Source organism: Cupriavidus pauculus (assembly GCF_022179805.1).
Classification (GTDB): Bacteria; Pseudomonadota; Gammaproteobacteria; order Burkholderiales; family Burkholderiaceae; genus Cupriavidus; species Cupriavidus pauculus_E.
The window spans coordinates 384,922-399,018 of record NZ_BPUO01000004.1 but is presented as its reverse complement, the minus strand read 5'-3'; the positions used below and the strand labels follow the sequence as shown (position 1 = coordinate 399,018).

Genomic DNA, 14,097 nt, shown 5'->3' with positions numbered 1-14,097 from the left:
GACAAGCACCCCGCCGCCCACCGCCAGCCAGCGCGGAATGCCGAACCCATACCAAGAGCGTATGGCGCCGCCGTCTGTGTACACCGGGATACGCCTCCCGTTTGCCCCTGCCGCCCCGCACCGTTGGCCCCTGCGCCCGGTCAGGCGCCGATTCCGTGGCGCCGCCAGTCATCCGAAACACGGATGCGCTAATACGATGGTTCGATGGCTCCATTCGCAAGCCCCGTCTAGTCTTGCGTCGGGTTGCATCGCCCATGCCTTGCCATGGCGGCGCGATGCAATCGGTGCGGGACACGCCAGCCGCCGCGGCTGCCCCCCGTGCTTCGCCCAACTCTTCGTTTCAAGGAGCCACACCATGTCCAACCCGAAGCTCGAAGTGCTGACGCCGCAGAACAGCCAGCTGATCATCATCGATCACCAGCCCCAGATGGCCTTTGGCGTGCAGTCGATGGACCGCCAGGCGCTGAAGAACAACGTCGTCGGCCTGGCCAAGGCCGCGAAGATCTTCAATGTGCCGACCACCATCACCACCGTGGAAAGCGAGTCGTTCTCGGGCTACACGTACCCGGAGATCCTCGATGTCTTCCCGGACGCCAAGACGCTGGAACGTACCTCGATGAACTCGTGGGACGACCAGAAGGTACGTGACGCGCTGAAGGCCAACGGCCGCAAGAAGGTGGTAGTGGCCGGCCTGTGGACCGAGGTCTGCAACACCACGTTCGCGCTGTGCGCGATGCTGGAAGGCGACTACGAGATCTACATGGTGGCCGACGCCTCGGGCGGCACCAGCAAGGAAGCCCACGACTACGCCATGCAGCGCATGGTGCAGGCCGGCGTGGTGCCCGTGACCTGGCAGCAGGTGTTGCTGGAATGGCAGCGCGACTGGGCCCACCGCGACACCTACGACGCCGTGATGAAGCTGGTCAAGGAACACTCGGGTGCCTACGGCATGGGTGTCGACTACGCCTACACGATGGTCCACAAGGCCGCGCAGCGCACCACCACGGCGCACGATTCGATCGCTCCGGTGCCCGCTCGCTGAGCCATCCAGACATCATTCTAATTTTTTGAACAAAATGTACAGCATGAGTGCGGCAATGGGCTCATGCTGGCCGCTAAAGTTCACCCCATCGCAGCACCCGCAGCATAGAACGGTGGCAACGAGCCAGACACCACCGTTTACATCAATCAAAAAAACCGAATCAACTTTTTGCAGGAAGGTAGAAATCATGTCGAACCTCGCCCCCCAACAAGCCGAACAAGCCAACCAACCCGACGCCTCGCGCCGCAAGCTGCTGGTTGGCAGCACCGTCGGCGCGGCAGCCGCGTCGGTGGCATCGATGGCCGCGCTGACGCCGGGCGTCGCCGAAGCCGCGCAGGCTGCCGGCCGCCAGAACAAGCAAGGCGGCAGCTTCGTGACGACCAAGGACGGCACGCGCATCTTCTACAAGGACTGGGGTTCGGGCCGTCCGGTGGTGTTCTCGCACGGCTGGCCGCTCGACGCCGACGCCTGGGACGCCCAGATGCTGTTCCTGGTGCAGAAGGGCTTCCGCGTGATCGCCCATGACCGCCGTGGCCATGGCCGCTCGGACCAGCCGGCGCAGGGCAACAACATGGACACCTACGCCGACGACCTGGCCGCCGTGCTCGACGCACTGGACATCAAGGGCGCCACGCTGGTGGGCCACTCCACCGGCGGCGGCGAAGTGGCGCGCTACATCGGCCGTCATGGCACGAAGCGCGTGGCCAAGGCCGTGCTGATCGGCGCGGTGCCGCCGACCATGGCCAAGAGCGCCGCCTACCCGAACGGCCTGCCGCTCGAAGTGTTCGACAACATCCGCAAGGGCGTTGCCGAGAACCGCTCGCAGTTCTACAAGGACCTGGCCGTGCCGTTCTTCGGCTTCAACCGTCCGAACGCCAAGGTTTCGCAAGGCACCATCGACGCGTTCTGGGCGCAGGGCATGACCGGCGGCATCCTGGGCCAGTACCTGTGCATCAAGGAATTCTCGGAAGTGGACTACACGGCCGACTTGAAGAAGTTCGACGTGCCCACGCTGGTGCTGCATGGTGAAGACGACCAGATCGTGCCGATCGACAACGCCGGCAAGCTGACCGCCAAGATCGTCAAGAACGCCACGCTGAAGGTGTACCCGGGCGCCTCGCACGGCATGTGCGTGATCAACGCCGACCAGGTCAACGCCGACCTGCTGGCCTTCCTGAACGCCTGAAGCCCGAGCGAACAGACCCCATGTCAGTAACCCGCCGGCAATTCATCGCCTCGGCTGCCGCCCTTGGGGCGGCAGCTTCTTCGGAGCTTTTCGCCATGTCACCGACCCCGACTCCCGATCTCATCCTTGTCAACGGCAAGTTCACCACCCTAGACAAGTCCAACCCCCAGGCTGATGCCGTTGCCATCCAGGACGGCCGTTTCATCGGCGTGGGTACGCGCGACGAGATCATGAAGCTCGCGGCAGCCGGTACCAGGGTGATCGACCTGAATGGCCGGCGGGCCATTCCAGGGCTGATCGACAGCCACATGCACATCATTCGTGGCGGCCTGAACTACAACATGGAGCTGCGCTGGGACGGCGTGCGGTCGCTGGCCGACGCCATGCGCATGCTCAAGGACCAGGTTGCCCGTACGCCCGCCCCGCAATGGGTGCGCGTGGTGGGTGGCTTCACCGAACACCAGTTCGTGGAAAAGCGCCTGCCGACCATCGAGGAACTGAACGCGGCGGCACCCGACACGCCCGTGTTCATCCTGCACCTGTACGACCGTGCCATCCTGAACGGCGCCGCGCTGCGCGCTGTGGGCTACAACAAGGACACGCCAAACCCGCCGGGCGGCGAGATCATCCGCGACAAGGCGGGTAACCCCACCGGCCTGCTGCTGGCCAAGCCCAACGCGACGATCCTGTATGCCACGCTGGCCAAGGGTCCGAAGCTGCCGCCGGAATACCAGAAGAATTCCACGCGCCATTTCATGCGCGAAGTGAACCGCCTGGGCGTAACCGGCGTGATCGATGCCGGCGGCGGATACCAGAACTACCCCGAGGACTACAACATCATCGAGGAACTGCACCGCGACGGCCAGCTCACGGTGCGCCTGGCCTACAACCTGTTCACGCAGAAGCCCAAGGAAGAACTGAGCGACTTCAAGACCTGGACGTCGACCGTCAAGCCGGGCCAGGGCGATGACCTGTACCGCCACAACGGCGCCGGCGAGATGCTGGTGTACACGGCCGCCGACTTCGAGGACTTCCGCGTGGAGCGTCCCGACATGCCGCCATCGATGGAAGCCGATCTCGAACCGGTAATCCGCCTGCTGGCCGAGAAGCGCTGGCCGTGGCGCCTGCATGCCACCTACGACGAAACCATCACGCGTGCGCTGGACGTCTACGAGAAGGTGGCCAAGGACGTGCCGTTCAACGGCCTGAACTGGTTCTTCGACCACGCGGAGACGATTTCCGACCGCAATATCGACCGCATCGCGGCACTGGGCGGCGGCATCGCCGTGCAGCACCGCATGGCCTACCAGGGCGAGTACTTCGTGGAGCGCTACGGTGCACGCGCCGCCGAGGCGACGCCGCCGGTCAAGAAGATGCTGGAAAAGGGCGTGAAGGTGGGCGCCGGTACCGATGCCACGCGCGTGGCATCGTACAACCCGTGGGTGTCGCTGTACTGGCTGACCACGGGCAAGACCGTGGGCGGCATGTCGATGTATCCGCAAGCCAACCTGCTGGATCGCGAAACGGCGCTGCGCCTGTGGACCGAAGCCAATACGTGGTTCTCGTCGGAAGAAGGCAAGAAGGGCCAGATCAAGAGCGGCCAACTCGCCGACCTGGCCGTGCTGTCGGCCGACTACTTCAGCGTGCCGGGCGACGACATCCAGGACATCACGTCGGTGATGACGGTGCTGGGCGGCAAGGTGGTCTACGGCGATAGCGAATTCGGCAAGCACTCGCCCAACATTCCGCCGGCCATGCCCGACTGGTCGCCCGCTCGCCACGGCAGCAAGTACCAGCCGCGCCCGACCGCGCAGGCCAAGCTGGCGATGAACACCGCCTGCGGCTGCGCCAGCTCATGCGGCGTGCACGGCCACGCGCATGCCAAGGCGTGGACCACGAGCGCACCGACGTCGGACGAAAGCACGTTCTGGGGCGCGCTGGGCTGTTCTTGCTGGGCGTTCTGATTGTTTCTCCCCTCTCCCGCATGGCGGGAGACCCACCATATGTGCTCCCCTCTCCCGCACGGCGGGAGAGGGGTTGGGGGTGAGGGCATCGAGGTTCTGCTTGCCAACCAGTCAGCAATTTGACGCGCCCGGCCCTCACCCCCAGCCCTTCTCCCACTGCGTGGGAGAGGGGAGCAAAAACCGAACAACCGCGCATCACCCTGTTCGCATCACCCTGTTCGCATCACCCTGTTTCGCTGCACCCATCTTCGCCCCTGGAGCTCCCACCATGCAATCATCCTTTTCCCCAATGGCCGCTTCCGGCGCCCCCGCGCACCGGCTGCCCCGCTGGCTGCACTGGATCGCCCTGCTGCTGCTTTGCGCGGCGTACCTGCAAGGCGGGCTCGTCAAGCTGTTCGATTTCTCCGGCGCGGTCGCCGAGATGCAGCACTTTGGCCTGGCACCGGCCGTGCCGCTTGCCGCCGCCACCATTGCACTGGAACTGGCCGCGCCGGCCATGATCCTGCTGGGTGTGTTCCGCTGGCTTGGCGCGCTGGCGCTGGCCGTGTTCACGCTGGCGGCCACGTTCATGGCCAACCGTTTCTGGAGTGCGCCGCCCGAAGCGCAGTTCATGCTGATGAACGCGTTCTTCGAACATCTGGGCCTGGTCGGCGGCTTCGTGCTGGTGGCATGGCATGACCTGCGGAGCCGGGCATGACGCAGGCTGCATCGCAACCCAAGTCCGTCGGCTCGTTCGCGCCACTGGCGCAAACGACCTTCGCCGTCCTCTGGGCGGCCACCATTCTCGGCAACGTCGGCAGCTTCATGCGCGACGTGGCCAGCGCGTGGCTGGCCACCGACCTGTCGTCGTCGCCCGCCGCCGTGGCCACCATCCAGGCCGCGGCCACGCTGCCGGTCTTCCTGCTGGCCATTCCGGCCGGCGTGCTGTCCGACATCCTGGATCGGCGCCGCTTCCTGATCGTGATCCAGATCGCTCTGGCAGCGGTCAGCGGCACGCTGGCGTTCCTGTCCTGGCATAACGGCCTGACGATCGAGATCCTGATTGCGCTGGCGTTTGCCGGCGGTATCGGCGCCGCGATGATGGGGCCGACGTGGCAGTCGATCGTGCCGGAGCTGGTGCCCCCCAGCACGCTGCGCCAGGCCGTGGCGCTCAACGCACTGGGCGTCAATATCGCCCGCGCCATCGGCCCGGCCACGGGCGGCCTGCTGCTGGCCGCATTCGGTGCCGCCGCCACCTATGGCGCCGACCTGCTGAGTTATCTGTTCGTGATTGCCGCGCTGATCTGGTGGAAGCGTCCCGCGCAGCCCGCCGATCCGCTGCGCGAGCATTTCTTCAGCGCCTTCCGTGCCGGGCTGCGCTTCACACGCGCCCACAGCAAGCTCCATGTGGTGCTGTTGCGCGCGGCCGTGCACTTCGCGTTCGGCAGCAGCGTGTGGGCCTTGTTGCCGCTGGTCGCCAAGCAACTGCTGCACGGCGGCGCCGGTCTCTATGGCGTGCTGCTGGGCGCGGTTGGTGCAGGCGCCATCATGGGTGCGCTGACGATGCCCGCATTGCAGAGGCGGCTCGACGGCGACGGCGTGGTGCTGGTGTCCGCCATCGCCACCGCCGCCGTCATGGCCGGCCTGTCGTTCGCACCGCCGGTCTGGCTGGCGTTGCCGCTGCTGCTCGTGCTTGGCGCGGCCTGGATCATGGCGCTGACCACGCTGGGCGGCGCGGCGCAGGCCATCCTGCCCAACTGGGTACGTGGCCGCGCGCTGGCCGTCTACCAGATGGTGTTCAACGGCGCGCTGGCGGGTGGCAGCCTGCTGTGGGGCTTCGTGGCCCAGGCCATGGGCACGCCCCATGCGCTGCTGATCGCCGCCGTCGGCCTGGTGGTGGCCGCGCTGCTGCTGCACCGCGTACGACTGCCGCGCGGCGAGGAGGACCTGGGCCCGGCACGCCACTGGCCCGAGCCGGAAATGGCCGACGAGATCGCCCACGATCGCGGCCCGGTCATGATCCTGATCGAGTACTGCATTCCGGCGGCAAGCCGCGACGCATTCCTGCGCGCCGTGCACGGCCTGAAGGAAGAGCGCCTGCGCGACGGCGCCTTCAACTGGGGCGTCATGGAGGACCCGGCCAACCCCGAACTGCTGACCGAGTGGTTCCTGGTGGAGTCGTGGGCCGAACACCTGCGCCAGCATCGCCGCGTACCCAATGCCGATGCCGACCTGCAGCGCGACGTGGCGCGCTACCACGTGGCCAGCGAGCCGCCGCGCGTGCGGCACCTGCTTGGCGTGGGCCTGCCGGCCACGCCCCCGGCATCGTCACCTGTCTGAAGTTACTGTTGAGAAGTCATCATGAAGATCTATCTCGTATCCCTGGGCGCCGGCGTGCTGGTCGGCATCATCTATGCACTGATGCAGGTGCGCTCTCCCGCGCCGCCGGCCGTGGCGCTGATCGGCCTGCTTGGCATGCTGATCGGCGAACAGGTGGTGCCGCCCATCAAGCGCATGATCGCAGGTGAGCCGGTGACGGTGGCCTGGTTCCATTCGGAGTGCGTGCCCAAGATCACGGGCACGCCGGGGCCGACGCTGGCGGCGCGCGACGACGGGAAGACCGATGCGACGCAGTAAGTGGCACAGTAAGCAGCTTGCGCTGACCACCGCCCTGCTGGCGCCGGCGTGCGCCGGCGCGGCCGGCACCGTCACGATCTATGGCCGCCTGAACACGGCCATCGAGTATTCGCGCGCCAGCACCGCCACCGATGGCACGTCGCTGGGCAGCGTGGTGCGCCAGACCAACAACCGGTCGGTGTGGGGCCTGCGCGGCGAGGAAGACCTGGGCGGCTCGTTGAAGGCGCTGTGGCAGATCGAAAGCAACCTGTCGGTGGACAACGGCCAGGGCGGCATTGCCACGCGCAACTCGCGCATCGGGCTGCAGGGCGACTACGGGCTGCTGTTCATGGGGCACTGGCATACGCCTTACACCGAGGCGACCATGGCCTACGACCCGTACTACCCCACCACGGCGGGGTACATGGCGCTGATGGGCAACGGCTCCACGTCGAGCTCGGACAACGTGCAGGACACCAGTTCGTTCGACCGGCGCCAGAAGAACATCCTGCAGTACCGCTCGCCGCAACTGGCCGGCGTCAGCGTCTGGCTGGGCTGGGGCCTGCCCGAGGAAAAGACCACGGTGGCGCGCAATCCGGCGCTGTACTCGGCCGCGCTGGTCTACGACAAGGGGCCGCTCAATGCCACCGTCGCCTACGAGATCCACCAGCACTACCAGGCCGCCGGCCGCAACGACGATGCGCTCAAGGTAGGCGTGGCCTACCAGCTGTTCCAGGGCACGCGTATCTCGGCCGTCTACGAGCACCTGCACTACCGCACCGACAGCGGCGACCTGCAGCGCAACGGCTACTACGCGTCGCTGGTGCAGCAGCTGGGGCCGGGCAGCGTGCGCGTGGGCTTTGCGCTGGCCGCCAACGGCACCGGATCTTCCACCGAGACGGTGGGCTTTTTCCGCAGCGGGTCCGAGACGGGCGCCACGCAGTTCACGGTGGGCTACGACTATCCGCTGTCAAAGCGCACAGCGCTGTTTGCGTACTACAGCCGCATCAACAACAAGCGCAACGCGATCTACGACTTCGCGATCAACGAGCTGGGTGTGAGCGCTGGCGCCGATCCGCAGACGTTCGCACTGGGCATGCGGCACAACTTCTGACGCCGATGCCACGCTCGGAGCGTCACTAATACCTTGGTATGGGTACGCTCCGATTGGTGGCGGAGCGTATCGGAAACCGAATATCCTTGTCGGTTTACGCGCGGGCCACGGTGGTCACGTCAGCGGCGCATGTCGGCGGCGCGCTGACAATACCACCGTATGATGTCGACCGGTGGCCAGCGAGATTATGCTTTGGGCAAAGCGGTGGCAGGTATGCCGCCGCTTTCGACTATTCAAGGAACTCGTGTGACTGCCACCCCCGTGATTGCCATTGTCGACGACGACGTTTCCGTCCGGCATGCCATGGGCCGACTGGTGCGCTCGCTCGACATGGCCGTGGAACTCTACGGCGGCGGCCCCGAATTGCTGCAGTCTCCCTCGATCGGTGACATCGATTGCGTGATCACCGACGTGCAGATGCCCGGGATGAACGGCTTTGCCCTGTGCGACGCGCTGCGCACCAACGGCCACCGGATGCCGGTGATCTTCATGACGGCCTTTGCGCAGGAAGGCTACGAACAACGCGCGCGCGATGCCGGCGCCGCCTGTTTCCTGAACAAGCCGTTCCAGGATACGGATATCATCGACTGCATCGAAAACGCTTTGCAGATGCGCCCCGGAGGCTGACGCTTGCCCCCGGGACGCCGCACCATGACGACCGACGCCACCGGCCTGACCAACGCCTTTCCCCTCGACGATTTCCACTTCGAGCCCTGCCTGCAGGACGGCATCGTCGCGTTCTCTCGCGGCACGCACCCCCGCACAGGCAGTACCGTCATGGTGACGCATGCCGCGTCGCTCCAGGTGGAAGCCGACGCCGCGCGCCGCATTGAAACCGAGTACGCATTGCGGGGCCTGCTGCGCGCCGAATGGGCGCTGGTGCCGCGTGCGTTGACCCGCTATCGCCACGGTGTGGCATCGGTCTACGACGACCTGTACGGCATGCCGGTGTCCGCGCTGCTGCCGCAGCGCCCCAGCGTCACGCGTGCGCTGGCGGTGGCACTTGGCGCCACTGCGGCGCTGAAAGCCGCGCACGACTGCGGCATGCTGCATCGCGCGATCACGCCCTGCAGTCTCTTCGTCGATGACACGGGACGATGCCGCATCGGCCGCTTCGGCATGGCCACGCACGCTTCGCAACCGGCGGCCAGCCGGCCCGCCGTGACCATGCTGGCCGGCGAGGCGCCGGCCTACATGTCGCCCGAACATACGGGCCGCACCGGGCGCACGATCGATGCGCGCAGCGACCTCTATTCGCTGGGCGTGGTGCTGTACCAGTTGCTGACCGGCCAGTTGCCGTTTGGCGTCAGGAACCCGGACGACATGGGCGAATGGATACACGGCCACGTCGCCGGTACGCCGCAGCCGCCCGACGCGCTGGAGCCCGGCGTACCCCCGATGCTGTCGCGCATCGTGCTCAAGCTGCTGGAGAAGGCGCCGTCGCGCCGCTACCAGACCGCCGCCGGCCTGCATGCCGATCTGGCGCGATGCGCGCAGGCGTGGGGCGCGCACCACCGTATCGAACCGTTCGAGCCCGGCGAGCGCGACCTGTCCGCCGGGCTCGAACTGCCCGACCGCCTCTACGCGCGCCATGCGGAACTTGCGCGCCTGGACGATGCGCTCTCCAGCGTGGCCGCCACCGGCAAGCCTGCCGTGGTGGTGGCGACCGGGCCATCGGGTGTGGGCAAGAGCGCGCTGCTGCAAGCGTTTGTGCAGACGTTGCAGACGCGTGGCGTACATGCCGCCATCGGCAAGGCAGACCGCTCCCAGCAAGACGTGCCGTACGCCGCGCTGGCCACTGCATTCGGCGGCCTCGTGCATCGGATCCTGGCCCTGCCCGACGACGCCGTTCGGACATGGCAAGTACGCCTTGGGCAGGCGCTGGGCAACTACGGCCGCGTGGCGGCGCGCGTTGCCCCGGCGCTGCGCCTGCTGGTCGACGACTTTCCGGCGGCGCCCGCATCGCAAGGCGCGGACGCCGACGTCCACGTCGATATCGCACTGCGCCGGCTGATCCAGGCCTTCGCGCAACCGGACCTGCCCTTCGTGCTGCTGATGGACGACGTCCAGTGGCTCGACCAGCCCTCGCAGGCATTGCTCGCGCGGCTGGCGGACATGTCGCCGCCGTTACCGTGGCTTTTGGTCTGCAGCGCTCCGACGCCCGGCATCTCGCTGCTGGCAACGCCTCGACAGTCCGCGCACGTCCAGCAGATCGCCGTGGACAACCTGACAGTGGATTCCGTGGCCAGCCTGCTGGCGGAAGCCTTCCGCATGCCGGCGGCGGCCGTGCGGTCGCTCGCCCACCGGGTCCACCTCAAGACGTTGGGTAACCCGTTCTTCGTCAGGCAGTTCCTGCAGACGCTGGCTGATGAACGGCTGATCTCCGGCACGGCCGATGGCGATAGCTGGCAGTTCGACCTCACCGCCATCGAGCAACGCGCCTACACCGACAACGTGGCGGCGCTGAGCCTGCAACGCCTGCACCGGCTGCCGCCCGACACGTTCGAGCGGCTGGGCGGCATGGCGTGCCTGGGAAGCCGTTCGTCGACCGCGCTGCTGTGCGAAGTTTTCGATATCAGCGAACGCGCGCTGCACGCGCAACTGGCACCGGCCCGCGCGTCCGGCCTGATCATGCTGATGGAGCACGACTACGTCTTCGCGCATGACCGCATCCAGGATGCCGCGCAAGCCGGGATCGATGCCGCCGAACGTGCGTCGATCTGCCTGCGCGCCGGGCGCCTGCTGGCCCGGTCGGTACGGCCCGACGCCCGCGACGACCTGCTGTTCCGCGCCGCCGACCTGCTGCTGCAGGGCGCCGCGCAGCAGGCATCGATCGACGACGCCCGACAGATGGCCACGCTGCTCCTGGACGCGGCAAGACGGGCGCGCAGCGCCGCCGCCTATGGGGCCGCGCTGCGCTATGTCGAAGGCGGGCTGCATCGCGTCAGCCTTCCCGATGTACCGGTGCCAGCTGCCGACGGGCTGGCCTACTCGCTGCGCGAGGAACAGGCGCACTGCCAGTTCCTGCAGGGGCATCTGGACGACGCGCTGGCACTGACCACCGACCTGCTCGAACAGCCAGCCGGGCCGCTGCGCCAGGCCGCCGTGTACCGGCTCAAGATCGAGATCCACCTGCGGCGCTCAGAGAATGCGCTGGCCGTGGAGCAGGCCATCGACGGGCTGCGGGGCTTTGGCATCGACCTGCATCCGCATCCGTCCGACTCCTTGTGCGATACGCTCTACGCCGAGATCCGGCCGCACCTCGACCACGCCAGTCTCGATGCGCTGCTGGCCCTGCCCGAGGTGGCCGATGCCCGCACCGAGGCGGCCATGGGGCTGCTGTCGGCGCTGCATATTCCGGCCAGCTTCACCGACGAGAACCTGGCTTTCACGGGCTTGTGCCAGATGATCCGGCTGACGCTGAGCCACGGCATGACCGCGGCGGCGGCGGCCTCGCTGGGCTGGCTCGGCGTGCTGGTGTGCCACCGCTACGATGCGTATGCCGATGGCTTCCGCTACGGAGAGCTGGCGCACCGGCTGGCCACCCGTGCCGGGTACGCCGAACACGAGGCGCGCACGCTGCTGCCGCTGGATCAGCTCAGCGTCTGGACCCAGCCACTGGCCTATTCCATCGAATGCGCACGCGCCGGCTTTGCCGCTGGCGTCACGCATGGCGACGTGACCACCGCCTGCTACGAGTGCTGCCATATCGCGGCCGCGATGCTGGTGCGCGGCGACGTACTCGACGACGTGGAGGCCGAAATCGCCCGGGGGCTGCAGTTCGTCCGCACGGCCCGGTTTGGCGACGTCGAGGCCATCCTGTTGTTGCAGCAGCGCTTTGTCGACGGGCTGCGCACGCTGTCCTGGCCTGAGGCCGAGGTGGTACGCGAAGCCACGGGCGCGGTGGAAGAACGCCTCAGCACGTTCGAGTTCTGGCAGTCCGTGTACCAGGCGACTGTGCTGTTCCTCTCCGGCCGTTTCGATACAGCCGCGCAGTGCCTGGAGCACGCGGCCGTGTTTGCCTGGTCGGCGCCGGCTCATATCCACCAGCTCGACTTCCACCTGTTGCGCGCGCTGTCCATCGCCGCTCAGCCGGGCTCGCCCGATGCCGCCGGCTGGCAAACGCTGCGCGCCGACGCCGGCCGCCTGCGCGGCTGGGCCGAGGCCAACCCGCACACGTTCACCGACAAGGCCTTGCTGGTGGAGGCGGAAGTGGCACGGCTGGAAGGCGATGTGCTGGGTGCGATGTCGCGCTACGAGCAGGCCATCAGTCATGCCTCGGCGCACGGCTTCGTGCAGATCGCCGCCATGGCCCACGAGCGCGCTGCGGCGCTGTGCGCCACGCAGGGGCTGACATCGGCCGCAAACGCGCATCGGCGGCATGCGCGCGATGCTTATCTGCGTTGGGGTGCCACGGCCAAGGCGCGGCAACTGGAAGCCGCGCATCCGGACATCGCCGATGCCGCATCGCCGCCGCGCACCTGGCACCTTGGCGCTAGCGCGCAGACGCTCGATGCCGAGAGCGTGATCAAGGCGTCGCGTGCGTTGAGCGAAGAAATCCGGCTGGACCGGCTGATCGACAAGCTGATGACCGTCGCGCTTGAATATGCGGGTGCGCAGCGCGGGTTGCTGATCCGTATCCGTCCCGAGGGCCCGCTGATCGAAGCCTGCGCCGACACCGCGGCCGACGGCATCCAGGTGCGGCTGACGCAGGACCCGGTCACGGCCCGCGCGCTGCCGCTGGCCATGTTCCACACCGCCGTACGCACCGGGCAGGCGGCCATGGCGGATGCATCGACGGGCGCCAATCCGTTTGCGATCGATCCCTATTTCGGGCAGCTCGCCTCGCCACATGTCTCGGCGCTGTGCATCCCGATGCTGCGCCTCAACGAGGTGATCGGTGCGCTGTACCTGGAGAACCGCCTGATCCACGACGCCTTCACGCTGGATCGCACGCGCGTGCTGGAGCTGATCGCGTCGCAAGCGGCCATCTCGCTGCGCACGGCACGGCTCTACGACGACCTGCTCGTCGAGAACGAGCGCCGCCAGCAGGTGGAACGAGAGTTGCGCGCCAGCGAGGCATCGCTGGCCATGGGCGAGAGCGTCAGCCACACCGGTAGCTGGCGCTGGGATTTGCGGCGCGACCGCTTCACGGGTTCCGAGGAACTGCGCCGCATCTACGAACTCGGCCCCGACCAGCGCGAAGCACCATTCGAGGTGTTTCTCTCGCGCATGCATCCCGAAGACCGCGAGATGGTGCGCCATGTCACCGAAACGCAGGTCGCGCGGCAGGCCACGGTTCGCGTGGAGCATCGCATCGTCCGTGCCGATGGATCGATCCGGTACGTGGCCGCCATCGGCAAGCCACTGCCCGGAGACAACGGCGCGCTGGACTACGTGGGCACCGTCACCGATATCACCGCGCGGCGTCAGTCCGAGGACGCACTACGCAGCGCGCAGGCCGACCTGGCCCGCGTGGCCCGGGCTACCACGGTGGGCCAGCTCACCGCGTCGATCGCGCATGAGGTGAACCAGCCACTGATGTCGATTGTCTCGAACGCGGGAGCCAGCCTGCGCTGGCTGGCGCGGGCCACGCCGGACATCGCCAACGCGCGCGAGGGCCTGGAGGCCATCCGCAGCGAAGGACAACGCGCCGGCGACATGATCCGCAGCCTGCAGGGGCTGACGCGCAACGCGGCACCCGTGCTGGCCAACGTGGACATCCACCAGGCCATCCGCCATATCCTGGCCATCTCGCGCAACGAAGTGGACCGCCGCCAGATTGCGTTGACGCTGTCGCTCGATGCCGACCCGCCCACCGCGTTCGGGGACGACATTCAGTTGCAGCAGGTGATCCTGAACCTCGTGGTCAACGCCATCGATGCGATGGCCGAGATCCTGGACCGCCCGCGCGTGCTGCATATCGCCACCCGCATCGTCGACGGCCAGTGCCTGGAAGTGAGCGTGACCGACAACGGCACCGGCATCGGCCAGGCGCTGGCTGAACAGGTGTTCGAGCCGTTCTACACCACCAAGGTCAACGGCATGGGCATGGGCCTGGCCATCTGCCGCTCGATCATCGAGGCACACAAGGGGCAGTTGCAGGCTGCCGCATTGGAGCCACACGGTAGCCGGTTCTGGTTCGGGATTCCGTTGCGGGGGTGAGACTGGCTCGCTTCGATTGTCTTGCTCCCCT

Annotated in this window: 10 protein-coding genes; 9 read left to right on the top strand and 1 reads right to left on the bottom strand. The window is 67.2% G+C overall.

Annotated features, from left to right (window positions below; translation table 11 throughout):
• Positions 1 to 355 precede the first annotated feature (355 nt).
• Positions 356 to 1,042 (top strand): hydrolase, encoded by a 687-nt coding sequence (locus MFF62_RS10490; RefSeq protein ID WP_238262846.1) that lies wholly within the window; start codon positions 356 to 358, stop codon positions 1,040 to 1,042.
• 12 nt (positions 1,043 to 1,054) lie between these two features.
• Here the strand turns inward: MFF62_RS10490 and MFF62_RS10485 are convergent, their stop codons facing one another.
• Positions 1,055 to 1,231 carry a hypothetical protein gene (locus MFF62_RS10485; protein WP_238262844.1) on the bottom strand — a complete coding sequence of 59 codons (177 nt, stop codon included), beginning with the start codon at positions 1,229 to 1,231 and terminating at the stop codon, positions 1,055 to 1,057.
• On the opposite strand from MFF62_RS10485, the gene MFF62_RS10480 reads away from it, so the two are divergent.
• The 8 genes from MFF62_RS10480 (at position 1,230) to MFF62_RS10445 (ending at position 14,066) form a co-directional block, all read left to right on the top strand.
• Positions 1,230 to 2,228: an alpha/beta fold hydrolase gene (locus tag MFF62_RS10480; protein WP_238262842.1), complete on the top strand. Its 999-nt coding sequence runs from the start codon at positions 1,230 to 1,232 to the stop codon at positions 2,226 to 2,228. The genes MFF62_RS10485 and MFF62_RS10480 overlap by 2 nt on opposite strands.
• A 95-nt stretch (positions 2,229 to 2,323) precedes the next feature.
• Positions 2,324 to 4,192 (top strand): amidohydrolase, encoded by a 1,869-nt coding sequence (locus MFF62_RS10475; RefSeq protein ID WP_238262840.1) that lies wholly within the window; start codon positions 2,324 to 2,326, stop codon positions 4,190 to 4,192.
• Between the two features lie 268 nt (positions 4,193 to 4,460).
• Positions 4,461 to 4,889, top strand: a complete 429-nt coding sequence (locus MFF62_RS10470) for a DoxX family protein (RefSeq protein WP_404990725.1) — start codon at positions 4,461 to 4,463, stop codon at positions 4,887 to 4,889.
• Entirely contained in the window at positions 4,886 to 6,511 is a 1,626-nt protein-coding gene (locus MFF62_RS10465) for an MFS transporter (protein ID WP_238262838.1), read from the top strand. Before MFF62_RS10470 ends, MFF62_RS10465 begins: the two co-directional genes overlap by 4 nt.
• Positions 6,512 to 6,532: 21 nt before the next feature.
• On the top strand, positions 6,533 to 6,808 hold the full coding sequence (locus tag MFF62_RS10460) for a XapX domain-containing protein (protein ID WP_238262836.1): 276 nt from the start codon (positions 6,533 to 6,535) through the stop codon (positions 6,806 to 6,808).
• Positions 6,795 to 7,901 carry a porin gene (locus MFF62_RS10455; protein ID WP_238262835.1) on the top strand — a complete coding sequence of 369 codons (1,107 nt, stop codon included), beginning with the start codon at positions 6,795 to 6,797 and terminating at the stop codon, positions 7,899 to 7,901. The genes MFF62_RS10460 and MFF62_RS10455 overlap by 14 nt, the downstream gene beginning before the upstream one ends.
• 159 nt (positions 7,902 to 8,060) lie before the next feature.
• Positions 8,061 to 8,528 carry a response regulator transcription factor gene (locus tag MFF62_RS10450; RefSeq protein ID WP_309295905.1) on the top strand — a complete coding sequence of 156 codons (468 nt, stop codon included), beginning with the start codon at positions 8,061 to 8,063 and terminating at the stop codon, positions 8,526 to 8,528.
• Between the two features lie 24 nt (positions 8,529 to 8,552).
• Positions 8,553 to 14,066 (top strand): trifunctional serine/threonine-protein kinase/ATP-binding protein/sensor histidine kinase, encoded by a 5,514-nt coding sequence (locus MFF62_RS10445; RefSeq protein ID WP_238262833.1) that lies wholly within the window; start codon positions 8,553 to 8,555, stop codon positions 14,064 to 14,066.
• Positions 14,067 to 14,097 lie beyond the last annotated feature (31 nt).

What these genes read in the sequence shown, in the direction of transcription:
- MFF62_RS10490 (WP_238262846.1), top strand. Translation starts at nt 356, where the DNA reads ATGTCCAACCCGAAGCTCGAAGTGCTGACGCCGCAGAACAGCCAGCTG.
- MFF62_RS10480 (WP_238262842.1), top strand. Translation starts at nt 1,230, where the DNA reads ATGTCGAACCTCGCCCCCCAACAAGCCGAACAAGCCAACCAACCCGAC.
- MFF62_RS10485 (WP_238262844.1), bottom strand. Translation starts at nt 1,231, where the DNA reads ATGATTTCTACCTTCCTGCAAAAAGTTGATTCGGTTTTTTTGATTGAT.
- MFF62_RS10475 (WP_238262840.1), top strand. Translation starts at nt 2,324, where the DNA reads ATGTCACCGACCCCGACTCCCGATCTCATCCTTGTCAACGGCAAGTTC.
- MFF62_RS10470 (WP_404990725.1), top strand. Translation starts at nt 4,461, where the DNA reads ATGCAATCATCCTTTTCCCCAATGGCCGCTTCCGGCGCCCCCGCGCAC.
- MFF62_RS10465 (WP_238262838.1), top strand. Translation starts at nt 4,886, where the DNA reads ATGACGCAGGCTGCATCGCAACCCAAGTCCGTCGGCTCGTTCGCGCCA.
- MFF62_RS10460 (WP_238262836.1), top strand. Translation starts at nt 6,533, where the DNA reads ATGAAGATCTATCTCGTATCCCTGGGCGCCGGCGTGCTGGTCGGCATC.
- MFF62_RS10455 (WP_238262835.1), top strand. Translation starts at nt 6,795, where the DNA reads ATGCGACGCAGTAAGTGGCACAGTAAGCAGCTTGCGCTGACCACCGCC.
- MFF62_RS10450 (WP_309295905.1), top strand. Translation starts at nt 8,061, where the DNA reads ATGATGTCGACCGGTGGCCAGCGAGATTATGCTTTGGGCAAAGCGGTG.
- MFF62_RS10445 (WP_238262833.1), top strand. Translation starts at nt 8,553, where the DNA reads ATGACGACCGACGCCACCGGCCTGACCAACGCCTTTCCCCTCGACGAT.